Genomic DNA, 14,185 nt, shown 5'->3' with positions numbered 1-14,185 from the left:
GCGGGGCGTTTAAGGCTAGCCCGCGCCTCCCACCGAGCATGAGTGAGGCCGAGTCCGAGTCGCGGGCGGGACGCGAAGAGGTGTGGATAGAGAAGTACCGCCCGGAGTCGTTAGACGACGTGATGGGCCACGAGGACATCGTCGGCCGCCTGCAGAGCTACGTCCGGCGCAACGACCTCTCGCACATGCTGTTCTCGGGGCCGGCGGGCACCGGCAAGACCACCTGCGCGACGGCCATCGCCCGCGAACTGTACGGCGAGGACTGGCGCGAGCACTTCCTCGAACTGAACGCCTCCGACGAGCGGGGTATCGACGTGGTCCGGGACCGCATCAAGAACTTCGCGCGGACGAGTTTCGGCGGCGTCGAGTACCGCATCATCTTCTTAGACGAGGCCGACGCGCTGACGAGCGACGCCCAGTCCGCACTCCGCCGGACGATGGAGCAGTTCTCGAACAACGTCCGCTTCATCCTCTCGTGTAACTACTCCAGCCAGATCATCGACCCCATCCAGTCCCGGTGTGCCGTCTTCCGGTTCTCGCCGTTGTCGGACGACGCCGTCGAGTCCGAGATACGCCACATCGCCGCCGAGGAGGACATCGAACTCACCGACGACGGCGTCGACGCGCTCGTCTACGCCGCCGCCGGCGACATGCGCAAGGCCATCAACGGCCTGCAGGCCGCCTCGGTCAGCGGCGACGTGGTCGACGAGTCGGCGGTGTACGCCATCACCTCGACGGCCCGCCCCGAGGAGATTCACGACATGGTCCAGTCCGCACTCGACGGCGACTTCACGGCCGCCCGCGCGACGCTGGACAGACTGCTCACCGAGGAGGGCATCGCTGGCGGCGACATCATCGACCAGTTGCACCGGTCGGTCTGGGAGTTCGACGTCGACGACGAGGCGGCGGTCCGCATCCTCGAACGCGTCGGCGAGACGGACTACCGCATCACGCAGGGCGCCAACGAACGGGTCCAGCTAGAGGCGATGCTGGCGAGTCTCGCGAAAGGGCAGTAGCGGCCTCACCCCGAAAGCGTCGTTTTCACCCGCGATAATTGCTCACGCAGGTTTATACGAGAGTGGTCGGTTAGTTATCACCAACGGAAATGCACAGTTCGAGCAATCGACGCCGGGGCGAGCGTGGGCAGGTGGGTATCGGGACCCTCGTCGTGTTCATCGCGATGGTGCTGGTCGCGGCCATCGCCGCGGGCGTCCTCATCAACACGTCCGGCTATCTGCAGAACTCGGCGGAAGCGACGGGACAGGGTGCGAGCGACTCGACGACGAACCGGGTACAGGTGGTGAGTGCGACCGGGAGTCACTTCGAGAACAACGCGGTCGGCGTGGTGAACATCACGGTGAAGAAGTCACCGGGGGCCGGGAACGTCGACCTCGGACAGGCGACGGTACAGTGGGTCGGGCCGAGCGGGTCGTACTACCAACTCGCAGAGAACGGCGCCTCGGGGAACCCCGACGGCCGGTTCGGGGTCGCCGTCGTGCAGGACGACGACTCGCCCGCGTCGTCGCCGGTCCTCGACTCGACGGAGGACCGTTTCACCATCGCGCTGGACCTCGGGAACTCCGACCTGCCCGGCGCGACGGAGTTCGGCAAGAACTTAGCGGAAGGTGAGACGGCGACAGTCCGCATCACGACAACCTCCGGCGCGACGACGGTGAAGCGAATCGTCGTCCCGGAGACGCTCTCCGGCGGGTCGGCGGTTTCGGTGTAGGCCCCTTCGGAACTGTTTTACCCGCTGCTGGGCCAACACTACGCCAATGAGTGACCTCGACGAGGCCTACCAACTCGATTACTTCGACGAGGCCGGATTCCATCGACAGGAGTGTATGGAATGTGGCGACATGTTCTGGTCGCGCGCGGACCGCGACACCTGCGGCGAACCGCCCTGTGCGGAGTACGGCTTCATCGACAACCCCGGGTTCGACGAGGAGTTCTCCCTCTCGGAGATGCGCGAGGCGTTCCTGTCTTTCTTCGAAGCGCGTGATCACACCCGTATCGACCCGTATCCGGTCGCAGCGAACCGCTGGCGTGACGATGTCCTGTTGACGCAGGCGTCCATCTACGACTTCCAGCCACTCGTCACCTCGGGGACGACGCCGCCGCCGGCGAACCCGCTGTGTATCTCGCAACCGTGTATCCGGATGCAGGACATCGACAACGTCGGCAAGACGGGCCGGCACACGATGGCCTTCGAGATGATGGCCCACCACGCGTTCAACGCCAAGGAGGACATCGAGGACCCCGAGGAGTACGCCTATCAGGGCGAAGTGTACTGGAAAGAGGAGACGGTCGCGTACTGCGTCGAACTGTTCGAGGAACTGGGCGCCGACGTGGACGAACTCACCCTCATCGAGGACCCGTGGGTCGGCGGCGGCAACGCCGGGCCGGCCTTCGAAGTCATCTACGAGGGCGCGGAACTGGCGACGCTCGTCTTCATGTCCTTAGAACAGGACCCCGACGGCGAGTACGAGATGAAAGACGGCAACCGCTACTCGGAGATGGACACCTACGTCGTCGACACCGGCTACGGGCTAGAGCGGTGGACGTGGGTCTCGCAGGGTACCCCCACCGTCTACGAGGCCGTCTACCCCGACATGATACAGTTCCTCAAGGACAACGCCGGGGTCGAACTCACCGACGAGGAGGAGGCCATCGTCCACAACGCCGCGAAACTCGCTGGTCGGATGGACATCGACGAGGCCGAGGACATCGAGGCCGAACGCGACACCATCGCCGAGGCTGTCGGCGTCAGCGTCGAGGAACTGCGCGACCTGATGGGGCCACTGGAGGACATCTACGCCATCGCCGACCACTGCCGGACGCTGGCGTACATGCTCGGCGACGGCATCGTCCCCTCGAACGTCGGGACGGGCTACCTCGCCCGGATGGTGCTGCGCCGCACGAAGCGACTGGTCGACGGCGTGGGCGTCGACGCCCCGCTTGACGAGCTGGTCGACATGCAGGCCGACCGACTGAACTACGAGAATCGCGACACCATCCGCGACATCGTCCGCACGGAAGTCGAGAAGTACCGCGAGACCCTCGATAGGGGCGGCCGCCGCGTGCGCCAACTCGCCGACGAGTACGCCGAGACGGGCGAACCGATTCCGACCGAGGAACTCGTCGAACTGTACGACTCCCACGGCATCCAACCGGACATGGTCGAAGAGATAGCCGCCGAACGCGGCGTCGACGTGGACGTGCCCGACGACTTCTACTCCGTCGTCGCCTCCCGCCACGGCGGCGGGGACGACACCGCAACGGCCGAGGGCGTCCCGTACGCCGACCGCCTCGCAGAGCTTCCGAACACCGACCGACTCTACTACGAGGACCAACAGCGCACCGAGTTCGAGGCCGTCGTACTGGAGGTGTTCGACCGCGACGACGGCCGATTCGACGTGGTGCTGGACCAGACGATGTTCTACCCCGAGGGCGGTGGGCAACCGCCGGACCACGGGACGCTGGCCACCGACGACGTGACCGCCGAAGTCGAGGACGTCCAGCGCTACGACGACGTCGTCCTCCACACTGCCGACGAGGACCCCGGTAAGGGCGAGTTCGTCCGCGGGCAGGTCGACGCCACCCGCCGGAAACGCCTGATGCAACACCACACGGCGACCCACATCGTCGTCCACAGCGCCCGACAGGTGCTGGGCGAGCACGTCCGGCAGGCCGGCGCCCAGAAGGGCGTCGACTCCTCGCGCATCGACGTGCGCCACTACGAGTCGGTGACCCGCGAGCAAGTCAAGGAGATAGAGCGGTACGCCAACGACCTCGTCCAGGACAACGTCCCGGTCACCCAGCAGTGGCCCGACCGCAACGAGGCCGAGGAGAAACACGGCTTCGACCTGTATCAGGGCGGCATCCCGGCCGGCGAGCAGATTCGGCTCATTCAGGTCGCAGACGACATCCAGGCGTGTGGTGGGACCCACGTCGCCCGGACCGGCGACATCGGCGCCATCAAACTGCTGGGCACCGAGCGGATTCAGGACGGCGTCATCCGGCTTACCTTCGCGGCCGGCGACGCGGCCATCGAGGCGACCCAGCGCACCGAGGACGCCCTCTATGCGGCCGCCGACGTCCTCGACGTCGCGCCCGAGGAAGTACCCGACACCGCCGCGCGGTTCTTCGACGAGTGGAAGGCCCGCGGCAAGGAGATAGAGGACCTCAAGGAGCAACTCGCGGAGGCACGGGCCTCCGGCGGCGCCGACTCCGAGGAGGTCAACGTCGACGGGACGACGGCCGTCGTCCAGCGCATCGACGCCGACATGGACGAGTTGCGCGCACAGGCCAACGCCCTCGTCGAGCAGGGCAAGATAGCCGTTCTCGGGTCGGGCCGTGACGGCGCGCAGTTCGTGGTCGCCGTTCCCGACGGTGTCGACGTGGACGCTGGCGAAGTCGTCGGCGAACTGGCCGGCCGCGTCGGCGGTGGCGGCGGCGGCCCCGCGGACTTCGCACAGGGCGGCGGCCCCGACGGCGACGCACTCGACGACGCACTCGACGACGCCGCGGAGATTCTCCAGTCCGTCGCGAACGTCTGAAAGCGACGCGAGTCGCCGCCGTTCGAGTTCGTACCGCGACCTCTCGCGGGGAAAGAACGATACGCCTGCCCCCAGATACTAGCACCATATGCCGTACTGTACGGCCTGCGGGGCCGCCGTCAGGACCACCGACGCCTTCTGTCCGGAGTGTGGCACGAAGCGCCACGAGCCGGACGGGGAGGTGTCGGTGCCGTCGACCGACGAGCGAGCGGACCAGCGCGCCGCGGAGCCGGGTGGTTCGACGGCCGACGAGCGACCCGGCGAGACGGCCGAGGAAGCGAGTCCGTTCGAGCGCGATAGCCTCTCGTTCGGGCTCTCGTATCCAGTCAGTGACGGTTACGAACCGTTTCTCCTGGGGAGCATCTTCGCACTCGTCGGGTCGGTGGTGCCGTTCGTGGGCCTGCTCACCAACGGCTACGCCTTCCAGTTGGCGGGCGCGGCCGCGAGCGGACGGCCCGACCCGCCCGGATTCGACGCCTTCGTCGGCCTGTTCGTCGACGGCCTCAGAGCCACCGTCGCCCTCCTCGTTCTCTGGGGCGGGACCGCCATCGTCGGAGCCGCCGTCGCGGCGGTGGCCGAACAGGTCGGCCTCACCGGGGGCGTCCGTGACCTCGCCGTGGCGCTGATTGCGTTCGCCGGGCTCTATCTGACGCCGGCCGTGCTGACCGCCTACGCGGCGACCGGGCGGTTCCCCCGCGCGTTCTCCGGCCGCTACACCGGGGCCTTTGCCGCCTCGAAGGAGTATCTGGAGGCGTTCGCCGCGTGGGTCCTCCTCCTCGTGATGGCGACGGTGCTGTGGCTGGCGTCGATACTGACGCTCGTCGGGCCGGCGTTCGTCGCGACGTACGCGAGCTACGCCTTCGCGGCGTTCTGGGGCTACCACTACCGGGAAGCAGCCAACGCGGGCGTCGTCCCGCCACTCGCGGCCGACGACGAACGGGAGCAAGCGGCCATCAGCCCGACGAATCAGTCGCCCTGACAGTACTCCCGGGCCTCTCGGAGCGCGTCGTTCGTCTCACAGATGAGCGTGAGGTGGTCGCCGGTCGAGAGCGTGAACGCGCCGTCCGGGACACGGTCCTCGCCGTCTCGACTCACCATCGCCACCAGACAGCCCGAGGGCAGGTCGTCGGTCACCGCCTCGACGGGCCGGCCGGCGAGGGCGTCGTTCCGGAGTTCGACTTCGAGGACGTCGCCGGTCCGGCCGGCGTCGGCCAGCCAGTGGCTCAGGGCCGGCCGCTCGATGGCGTCGTCGATGGCGTCGGCCACCGCGAACCCAGCGGAGATGGGTTCGACGTCGAGGTCCTCGAAGGCCGCGAGGTTGTCCGGCTGGTTCGCCCGCGCGACCACGGTTTCGACGTCGAATCGGGTCGCCGCGAGTTGGGCGACCAGCATGTTCACGTCGTCGTCTGCAGTGGCCGCGACGACCACGCTGGCCCGCTTGGCGTCGGCGGCGTCGAGGGTCGACGCGTCGGTCGCGTCGCCGTGGACCGCACGGTGGCCGGCGGCGCGCGCTCGCTCGACGGCCGAGGCGTCCTTGTCGACCATGATGACCTCCTCGCCGCGGGCTTCGAATCTGTCTGCGAGTTCTGTTCCGACACGACCGGCACCGACGATGAGCGTGTGTGTTGGCACGATATCCAGCGCCTGTGCGAGATGACGGGCCAATCCCCCTTGAAAGATGACGGTGGCGAAGATGACCGAGAAGACGGTCCCGACAAGCACCGTCGCGGCCGTCGGGTTCGTCGGCCGCAACTCGATGGCGAACAGCGTCGCGACGCTCGCGGGCACGATCCCCCGAGGACCGAGTAGGCCGATGAACAGGCGCTCGTTGGTGGCCAGCGACCCGCCGACCGTCGCGAGGAGCGCGCCGAGCAGGCGGGCGAAGACGACGACGAGCACGACGACACCCAGTCCGGCGACGCCGAGCGCACGGAGGTCGTCGAGTGACAGGAGCGCCGCGAGGACGATGAAGACGAACGAGAGGACGAACAGCGTCACCCCGCCCTTGAATTCCGCGATGAGTTCCCGGTGGGGGATGTCGCTGTTCCCGAGGACGAGACCGGCCGTCGCCGCCGCGGCGATACCGGCCTCCGAGAGCAACGACCCGGCGATGGCGAACGCGGCGAGCGCCGCGGTCAGGACGACCAGCCGAGCGCTCTGGGTCGCGGTGTCGGCGGCAAGTCGGAGGCGGTCGAGCAACGTCGCGACACACCAGCCGACGGCGGCCCCGACGGCCACGCCGACGAACAGACGGAGGAGGAACGCCTCGACGACGACCAGCGGCGTCGGGCTGTCGGCGACGACGAACTCGAAGGTAGCCACCGCGAGGATGGCCGCGACCACGTCGTTGATGATGCCTTCTGTCTCCAGCGCGGCGGCGACCCGGTCACGGACCGGGACGACCTGCAGGATAGGCGTGATGACGGTCGGCCCAGTCGCGACGAGTAACGACCCGACGAGGACGGCGACGGCCCAGTCGACGCCGAACACCACTCGGACGGCGGTCGTCGTGCCGACGAGCGACAGCAGCGCCCCCACGGTGACGAGTCCAAGCGCCTCGCGGGATGCCTCGCGAACCCGGTCGACGGTGAGGTGAAACGCGCCCTCGAAGACGATGATACCGACGCTGAGGCCCACGATGGCCTGTAGCCCGGCTTCGCCGAACAGTTCCGGACGCACCACACCGAACCCTTGCGGGCCGACGAGAACCCCCGCGACCAGCAGGAATCCGACGCTGGGGACCCGTAGCCGGTCGGCGACGAGTTGTGCGGTGACCCCCAGTCCGGCGACGAGCACGACAGCACCGACGAGTGACGTAGCAGTGGACACGACTCGGGAAGGGGTTGGTAGTGATACGTGTTAAGCGGTGGCAATCGAAAGAGCCACCGGCGGGCCGGACGAACCGCCGGGTGATGCCGACTGCAACGAACCGCGGCGTGTCGCTACACTACGAGACCGACGGCGACGGACCGACCGTCGTCTTCGTCGGCGACGTGGGGTACGGCGCGTGGCTCTGGGGGTGGCACTACGACGCACTGGCCGGCCCCTACGAGACGGTCGTCTGGGACCTGCGCGGCACGGGCGACTCCGACGCCCCCGCCGGCCCGTACGACGTGCCGACGCTGGCGGCCGACCTCGAAGCCGTCCTCGCCGACCACGGCGTCGGTAGCGCACACCTCGTCGGGGCCGGCCTCGGTGGCATGATAGCGCTCCGCTATGCCCACGAGTACAACCGGGCGCGGACGCTGACGCTGTACTGTACGGCGGCGTCGGGCGACGCCGTCGACGCCGACGCGCTCCGGTCGCTCTCGCTGGAACACGGTACCGAGGCGTCCCTCGACGGCGCGTTCTCCCCGGCGTTGCGCGAGGCCGACCCCGACCTCGTCGAGCGCGTCACCGCGTGGCGGCGGGTCGACGACGCGACGGGCGAGGCGTTCGCGGCACAGGCCGCGGCGGCGACCGGGTTCGAGGCCCCGCCGCTGTACGAGGTGACCCAACCGACGGAGGTGTACTACGGCGTCGAAGACCCCGTCGTGCCCGTCGAGGCGGCGGAGTCACTCGCGGACGACCTGCCCCGTGGGACCGGCGAGGCCGTCGAGGGACGGCACTGCTGTTACGTCGAACACGCACGGGCGGTCACCGACCGTCTGACAGCGTTCCTCGACGAGCACACCGACCACGAGGTTTAACCCGTGCGCCGTCGATTGCGGTAGATATGTCCCCTTCCGACGACGCCTCCTCCGACGACGAGGACCCGGCGGACGAGACGCCGGACGAGGGAGCGACCGGCTCCGAACCCGAGAAGCGCGAAGCGACCGGCGAGACGGAGAACGCCGCCTCGATGGCCGAGTACGACCCCGAAACAGGGGAGCGACTCGACGACTCGAAGTACTGCCACGCCTGCGGGACCGAAATCGCCGCGGGCGCGGCGTACTGCCCGGACTGTGGCGCCCGACAGAGCGACGTCGACGCGGGTGAGTCGGGCGACGGCCGCGACGTGGACCGCGTCACGGCGGGCATCTTCGCCATTCTGCTGGGTGGCCTCGGCATCCACCACTTCTACCTCGGGAACGTCGGTTTGGGGGTCCTCTACCTCTGTTTCTCGTGGACCTTCATCCCGGCGCTCGTCGGCGTCATCGAGGGTATCATCTACCTCACGAAGACCGACGAAGAGTTTCAGCGCCAGTACGGCGGCGAGTGAGGCGGCGAGCGTGGACCGCCGTCGCGAACTCCGTCGCGGATTGGCTGCGACGCTCCCGTACCTCCTCTCGCATCACATCCCCGCGGATCGGCATCGCTGTCACCGGCTCTCAGTCGGTGGACGGACGCTCCACCTCTGTGCCCGCTGTTCGGGCATCTACCCCGGTATCGCGCTCGGGGTCGGCGTCTTTCTGCTCGGTGTCGGCCGCGGAGCGTGGCTCCCGGTCGTCGCGTTCGGACCGCTCCCCGCGCTCGTCGACTGGGCAGTGACGACGGTCACCGAGCGACGCGGGACGAACGCCGTCAGGACGGCGACGGGCGGACTGCTCGGCGTGGCGTACGGCCTCGCGCTCCCGTGGGTCCTGACCACGTGGCGACCGGCCCTGCTGGCGATTGCCGTCGGATACGGCGCGCTGGCGGCGGCCGGCCTGTGGCTGACGTCCGAGTGAACGGCAGTTCCTGCCGTGGATGCAGGCATTTTTGGTGGTCCGACCGTTCCCTAGAACCGATGAGTCTGCGCATCGCCCTGCTGAACGCGGCCCACGACGGCGAGGACAACCGCCGGAACTTCCGGCGGGAACTCGACGCCGACCTCGTGGAGTACGACGTGACCGAACGCGAACTGCCCGACACCTTCGCGTTCGACGGCTGTCTGCTCACTGGCTCGCGAGCCTCCGTCTACTGGGACGAGCCGTGGATTGCCGACCTCGAAGCGTGGGTCGGCGAGGCCGTCGACCGAGGGTTGCCGTTCCTGGGCGTCTGTTTCGGCCACCAGTTGCTCGCCCACGCGCTGGGCGGCCGGGTGGAGGCGATGCCGGAGTACGAAATCGGCTACCGGACCGTCGAACACGACGGGGAGAACCCGCTCCTCTCGGGCGTCGACGACGAGTTCACCGCCTTTACGACCCACTCGGACCACGTCGCGGAGCTCCCGCCGGGCGCCCAACTGTTCGCCGAAAACGACTACGGCGTCCACGGCTTCCGGAAGGGCGACGTGTTCGCGGTGCAGTTCCACCCAGAGTACGACCCCGTGACGGCGGAGACAGTGACGAAGGGGAAAGACCTCCCCGACGAGCGCATCCAGCGGGTGTTAGACGGTATCACCGAGGAGAACTACCGGGCGGCCTGTGAGGCCAAGCAGGTGTTCGACAACTTCACGGACTACGTACGAACCCGGCGGACGGCGGAGGGCGACGCGGCCCGCGTCGCCAGCGACGACTAGCCCAGTCGGGTCAGCAGTTCCTGTTCTGTGACCAGTACGGCGACAGCGACGACGATGATACCGGCCTGTAACGGCGAGGAGAGGATGCCGAGACCGACGATGAGCGTCGTCGCACAGGCCGGCGCGTGACCGGTGTCGGTGAGGAGCATCCCCGCCGTGGTCAGCGCGACGGCGACGACGCCGCTTGCCGCCAGACGGAGCGTGCCGAGCGTCGCGGCCCCCATCGACGCGGTGATGACGACGCCGCCGGCGACGACGTGGTACGCGAGGAGACCGGCGAGGACGCCGACCGCGTGCCCGCCCAGTACGCGACGGGCCGACGACTCCGGGGCGGCCGGCCGCGTCGCAAAGAGATACGCCGTCGGGCCGAGACTGGGAAAGAGGAACGGGAGGCCGCTGAGCCAGACGACGGCGCCCAGCGCCGACAGCAGCGCTCCGACCCGGATGCCCTGTCGGATCCACGCGCGGCGGGTGTACGGTTCGACCACGGTGGCCGTACGTCCCCGTGGCCGGACAAAACGGTGACGTTCCGCTACGGGCCGCTCGTTCGGCCGAGCGGCCAATCACGGCGGTGACGCCGTACCGACGCTACCGCCGGAGAATCGCGATAGCCAGCGGGACGGCGACGAACAGCGTGACGAGCGCGAACACCGGTGAGAACACGGCGACGACGGTGACGAGCAACACGAGGGTAATCAGGGCGACGAGTTTCTGGCCGATGGAGAGCATCGGCCACAGCGTCGACGGCCCGATACGTAAGTCTAGATGAACCGGCCGGTCTGGGCGTCACACACTGTACAGAACGTCAGGAGCGCGTCGCGGTCGTCGCTCAGTGCGACGCGCTGTGTGGTCCGCTCACCGCAGTCCTCGCAGTGGCGGACCATCTCCGTCTCGCTCGCGTCTTTGGGCGCGCCCATCGCCAGCGCGACGACGCGTTCGTCGCCGCCGTTGTGCCCGAGTTGCCACTCGCCGGGCGCAAAGTGGATTGCCTCGCCGGCGCCGACGGTGACGTCGCCGTCTTCTGTCTCGAAGGTGGCGGTTCCCGACTGGACGTAGAACACCTCCTCCTGCTCGGGGTGGCGGTGATACCCGAGTCCGAACGTCTCACCGGGCGCTAGCTCGTAGTAGTTCAGCGCGAGTTCCGTGGTCGAGAGCGCCGTCGAGAGGGCACGCTTGACCGTAGCGGGCCCCATCCGGTCGTCGAGGTCGTCGAGACTGACCCGTTCCATGGTCGGGTCTGTGCAGGGAGCGATAAAACGTTGGTCCGGGCCGAACGTCCCGTCTCGCGGGGTCGACGCCGCCGGATCCGTACTGCGAGGGCGACAGCTTACTCCCGACGGTCGATGTCGAGTTCCTCGTCGAGTTCGTCGAGCCAGTCGGCGTTCTCGAGTTCGGCCATCTGCTCACGGAAGTGCGTCTTGCAGACCCCGACCTTGACGCCGTCGCTCTCGACAGCGATGTCCGCGTCGCGGTCGCAGTAGTGACACTGCATACGACTGACTTGGGACTGTACCGCATTGAACCCTCGGTTTCCGTCTGCCAGCCGTCAGACGATTTCGGCCCGGACGCGCTCCCACGCCGCCGCGTCGAGGCCGGCCCGCCCCAGCGTCTCGTCGTGGGCGTCGCTCCCCCCGGTCGGGACGAGGTCGTACCGTGCGATGGCGTCCTCGACGAGTTCGGTGTCGACGGCCCGGTCGTAGGGGTACCACCGCTCGACGGCGTCGAGGCGGGCACAGCGGGCTAACGCGCCCTCGGTGTCCGGATACCGGAACGGGTGGGCGAGGCCCACGAGCCCACAGGCCGCCGCGAGCAGCCGCCGTCCGCGTTCGAACGAGGGGACCTCGCGGGCGACGAAACACGGACAGTCGTCGCCGATGAGTTCCTCGAAGGCCTCCTGATAGCCGTACTCGGAGACGTCGGCGATGGCCCGTGCGATGTGCGGGCGACCCAGCCCCGCACGGGGTTCGACCGGAAGCGAGACGTCGAGGCGGTCCTCGACGCACTCGATGATACGCATACCGCGTTCGCGGCGGTTCTGCTGGATGCGGTCACACTCCTCGCGGAGTTCCGCGGTCGGATCGAGGCCGTATCCCAGCAGGTCCAGTCGCTGGTCGTCGGCCTCGACGCGGAGTTCGATGCCGTGGACGACGGTGAGGTCGTCCCGGGTCGTCAGTGGGCCATCGAGGGACGGATGGACCCGGTCGTGGTCGGTGACGGCGACGACGTCGACACCGGCGCGGTCGGCGGCGTCGGGGAGCGTCGGGAGAGTGAGCGACCCGTCGGAACGTGTCGTGTGGACGTGGAGATCCGCGACGACCATACGGCCCGGTCCGGCGCCAGCGACAAGCCACTTCCTACCGAGTCGTGCGTCGTGTGAGCGTTTCTCGCGTGTACCTTAAACGCACTAAGGTGTATTAACATTATCAATAGTGAAGGTTTATTATCTACCATGCACTTTCCCGTCGTATGCGAATGATGTCCAACGCGGCAGAGGCGTTCGAAGCGTACGACTACCCCATGACCACCGAAGAACTCATCGAGGCCGAAGGCGACATGACACTGGAGTTGCCAAACGGCACCGAGACGCTGCGCGACGCGCTCAGTCGCTCGGCGCCGGAGACGTTCGAGACGGCCGAAGACGCGCGACTGACCGCGTACGCCGGCGTCTCCAGTAAGGCCATCGGCCGGAAGGGCTACTCGGACCGCGACCCCATCTGCATGGGCGAGGACGGCCCCGAAGAAGTCTCGTTCTGAGGACACACCGCCCAGTCAGGCCCCAGCTCAACCTTTTTCACGCGGCCACCGCCGAGCGACAGCGCCGTTCAGAAGCCGAACTCGTCGTCGTCCCGCAAAGCGGGGTCCTGCTGTTCGGCCGCCGTCTGGCCGAACATGTCGTCGTCCATGGTCGTCTCGGACTCCTCGGTCGTCGTGTTGTACGCCGAGATGCCTCGGGAGAGGAGGTCTTCGACGGCCTGGTCGCGGTTGAGGAACTCGCCCTGTTCGACGAGACGCTGGATATCGGAGTCTACCTGGTCCGGTAACTCGACTTTGATTTTGCTCATACGCGGCGGCTTGTCCGGTCTGGCTTATAACCTTGTTGGGGACGTACGCTACCGCTCCAGAAAGTCCGGCCGGTCGACGGCCTCGGTGCTGTCGACGGACTGCCGGTCGAGCAGTTCCGTCGGTTCCAGCGCCTTCGGGAGGCCGTCGCGGCCGCCCGTCGGCACGTCGTCGGGTTCGACGAACGTCGTCTCGCCTTCGACCAGTTCGGCCCAGACGGCGTCGGCGCTGTCGGTGCCGCTCTCGGCGGCCGCCTTGGCCTCGTTGCGGCCCTCGTCGTACGCGAGTTCGACCATGCTCCGGTGGTACGCCGAGCCCATCTCGGCGTAGATGGCCTCCAGTTCCTCCCGGTTGTACTCACCGAGACGTTCGGCGACGCCGATGGCGTAGGCCCTGTCGGTGGCCTCGTCCTTGCCGAGCGTGTCCCAGTCGGCGTCGAACTCGCGCTCGTAACGGCTCATGTTTCGACCTTCGTGTCGGCGTGGACCTGCAACCCGCGGTCGCTGAACGATATCTCACGGATGTCACAGTCGATGGCCGTCCCGCGCATCTTGATGACCTGCACGCCGCGAGTCATGCTCCCGCCTTCGAGGAAGTTGTGGAAGAAGACGACCCCGTGGGCGAGGTAGTGTTCGTCGCTGTAGGAAGACGGGTCGGTCATCTCGGAGATGAGCAGCGTCGTCGCCTCGGTCTGTTTCAGCGCCGAGAGAAAGCCCGTAATCTCGCTGTCGACGTCGTTCATGAAGTGCTGGAGGAGCATCGTCGAGTCGATGACCACACGCTGGATGTCGTTCTGCTCGATGTAGGCGACCAGTCGGTTGGTCAGGCCGCCGTCGGTGCCGAACTGCGTGATGGTCCGTTTGCCGCTCTCCGTGACGAGGTTGAGGAACTGGACGGCGTCGGACTGCATGGCCCGGTCGAAGCCGAAGTCGTATCCGGACATGTCCTGCATCAGTTCTGTTTTCGTCTCGTGCATCGTCACGTAGAGACAGCTTTCGCCCTCTTTGGCTCCCTGTGTGATGAACTGCGAGCAGAAGGTCGTCTTGCCGCTGCCCGGCGGCCCGCTGACGACGTACAGGCGGTCGGTGAGCAACCCCCCCTGTACGAGTTCGTCGAAGCCGGGCACACCGCTAGAGATACGCAT

18 protein-coding genes are annotated in these 14,185 nt (G+C 67.6%); 9 read left to right on the top strand and 9 right to left on the bottom strand.

The features are described from left to right. Nucleotides 1-38 precede the first annotated feature (38 nt). The 4 genes from G9465_RS03995 to G9465_RS03980 all read left to right on the top strand — a co-directional run bounded on the left by G9465_RS03995 (nt 39) and on the right by G9465_RS03980 (nt 5,538). Nucleotides 39-1,016, top strand: a complete 978-nt coding sequence (locus tag G9465_RS03995; RefSeq protein WP_166967732.1) for a replication factor C small subunit — start codon at nt 39-41, stop codon at nt 1,014-1,016. Between the two features lie 89 nt (nt 1,017-1,105). Then, nucleotides 1,106-1,729, top strand: coding sequence for an archaellin/type IV pilin N-terminal domain-containing protein (locus G9465_RS03990; protein ID WP_166967731.1), 624 nt, complete (start codon nt 1,106-1,108; stop codon nt 1,727-1,729). Nucleotides 1,730-1,775: 46 nt separating this feature from the next. Next, complete coding sequence (gene alaS / locus G9465_RS03985) at nt 1,776-4,559, top strand: alanine--tRNA ligase (protein ID WP_166967729.1); 2,784 nt, start codon at nt 1,776-1,778, stop codon at nt 4,557-4,559. A gap of 88 nt (nt 4,560-4,647) precedes the next feature. Then, nucleotides 4,648-5,538 (top strand): DUF4013 domain-containing protein, encoded by an 891-nt coding sequence (locus tag G9465_RS03980; protein ID WP_166967726.1) that lies wholly within the window; start codon nt 4,648-4,650, stop codon nt 5,536-5,538. On the opposite strand, the gene G9465_RS03975 is transcribed toward G9465_RS03980, so the two are convergent. Further along, nucleotides 5,526-7,388, bottom strand: a complete 1,863-nt coding sequence (locus G9465_RS03975) for a cation:proton antiporter (RefSeq protein WP_166967724.1) — start codon at nt 7,386-7,388, stop codon at nt 5,526-5,528. The two genes, G9465_RS03980 and G9465_RS03975, sit on opposite strands and share 13 nt — an antisense overlap. Nucleotides 7,389-7,471: 83 nt before the next feature. Between G9465_RS03975 and G9465_RS03970 the strand changes: the two genes are divergently transcribed. The 4 genes from G9465_RS03970 to G9465_RS03955 are packed head-to-tail and all read left to right on the top strand — an operon-like array spanning nt 7,472 to nt 9,981. Continuing rightward, entirely contained in the window at nt 7,472-8,248 is a 777-nt protein-coding gene (locus G9465_RS03970) for an alpha/beta fold hydrolase (RefSeq protein WP_166967722.1), read from the top strand. A 26-nt stretch (nt 8,249-8,274) separates the two neighbouring features. Continuing rightward, nucleotides 8,275-8,760, top strand: coding sequence for a zinc-ribbon domain and TM2 domain-containing protein (locus G9465_RS03965; protein WP_227015704.1), 486 nt, complete (start codon nt 8,275-8,277; stop codon nt 8,758-8,760). A 10-nt stretch (nt 8,761-8,770) separates the two neighbouring features. Then, nucleotides 8,771-9,208 (top strand): DUF2085 domain-containing protein, encoded by a 438-nt coding sequence (locus G9465_RS03960; protein WP_166967720.1) that lies wholly within the window; start codon nt 8,771-8,773, stop codon nt 9,206-9,208. 59 nt (nt 9,209-9,267) lie between these two features. Beyond that, nucleotides 9,268-9,981, top strand: a complete 714-nt coding sequence (locus tag G9465_RS03955; protein WP_166967718.1) for a type 1 glutamine amidotransferase — start codon at nt 9,268-9,270, stop codon at nt 9,979-9,981. On the opposite strand, the gene G9465_RS03950 is transcribed toward G9465_RS03955, so the two are convergent. From G9465_RS03950 to G9465_RS03930, 5 genes are all read right to left on the bottom strand, one after another. Continuing rightward, the gene (locus G9465_RS03950; protein WP_227015702.1) at nt 9,978-10,469 is read right to left on the bottom strand and encodes an HPP family protein; all 492 of its coding nucleotides are present in this window, start codon (nt 10,467-10,469) and stop codon (nt 9,978-9,980) included. The genes G9465_RS03955 and G9465_RS03950 overlap by 4 nt on opposite strands. Nucleotides 10,470-10,569: 100 nt before the next feature. After that, nucleotides 10,570-10,710, bottom strand: coding sequence for a hypothetical protein (locus G9465_RS03945; protein ID WP_166967716.1), 141 nt, complete (start codon nt 10,708-10,710; stop codon nt 10,570-10,572). A 32-nt stretch (nt 10,711-10,742) separates the two neighbouring features. Then, the gene (locus tag G9465_RS03940) at nt 10,743-11,210 is read right to left on the bottom strand and encodes a cupin domain-containing protein (RefSeq protein WP_166967714.1); all 468 of its coding nucleotides are present in this window, start codon (nt 11,208-11,210) and stop codon (nt 10,743-10,745) included. A 98-nt stretch (nt 11,211-11,308) separates the two neighbouring features. Beyond that, complete coding sequence (locus G9465_RS03935; RefSeq protein WP_166967712.1) at nt 11,309-11,473, bottom strand: DUF6757 family protein; 165 nt, start codon at nt 11,471-11,473, stop codon at nt 11,309-11,311. A gap of 54 nt (nt 11,474-11,527) precedes the next feature. Further along, nucleotides 11,528-12,301, bottom strand: a complete 774-nt coding sequence (locus G9465_RS03930; RefSeq protein ID WP_166967710.1) for a PHP domain-containing protein — start codon at nt 12,299-12,301, stop codon at nt 11,528-11,530. A gap of 146 nt (nt 12,302-12,447) precedes the next feature. On the opposite strand from G9465_RS03930, the gene G9465_RS03925 reads away from it, so the two are divergent. Further along, on the top strand, nt 12,448-12,735 hold the full coding sequence (locus G9465_RS03925) for a DUF2795 domain-containing protein (protein WP_166967708.1): 288 nt from the start codon (nt 12,448-12,450) through the stop codon (nt 12,733-12,735). Nucleotides 12,736-12,803: 68 nt separating this feature from the next. Here the strand turns inward: G9465_RS03925 and G9465_RS03920 are convergent, their stop codons facing one another. The 3 genes from G9465_RS03920 to G9465_RS03910 are packed head-to-tail and all read right to left on the bottom strand — an operon-like array spanning nt 12,804 to nt 14,185. Beyond that, nucleotides 12,804-13,043, bottom strand: a complete 240-nt coding sequence (locus tag G9465_RS03920) for a CopG family transcriptional regulator (RefSeq protein ID WP_166967706.1) — start codon at nt 13,041-13,043, stop codon at nt 12,804-12,806. Between the two features lie 48 nt (nt 13,044-13,091). Further along, on the bottom strand, nt 13,092-13,502 hold the full coding sequence (locus tag G9465_RS03915; RefSeq protein ID WP_166967704.1) for a hypothetical protein: 411 nt from the start codon (nt 13,500-13,502) through the stop codon (nt 13,092-13,094). Further along, entirely contained in the window at nt 13,499-14,185 is a 687-nt protein-coding gene (locus G9465_RS03910; protein ID WP_166967702.1) for an ATPase domain-containing protein, read from the bottom strand. The genes G9465_RS03915 and G9465_RS03910 overlap by 4 nt, the downstream gene beginning before the upstream one ends.

Source organism: Haloarcula sp. JP-L23 (genome assembly GCF_011602445.1).
Classification (GTDB): Archaea; Halobacteriota; Halobacteria; order Halobacteriales; family Haloarculaceae; genus Haloarcula; species Haloarcula pellucida.
The sequence above is the reverse complement of the archived record's forward strand: the minus strand, read 5'-3'. Positions and strand labels throughout refer to the sequence as shown.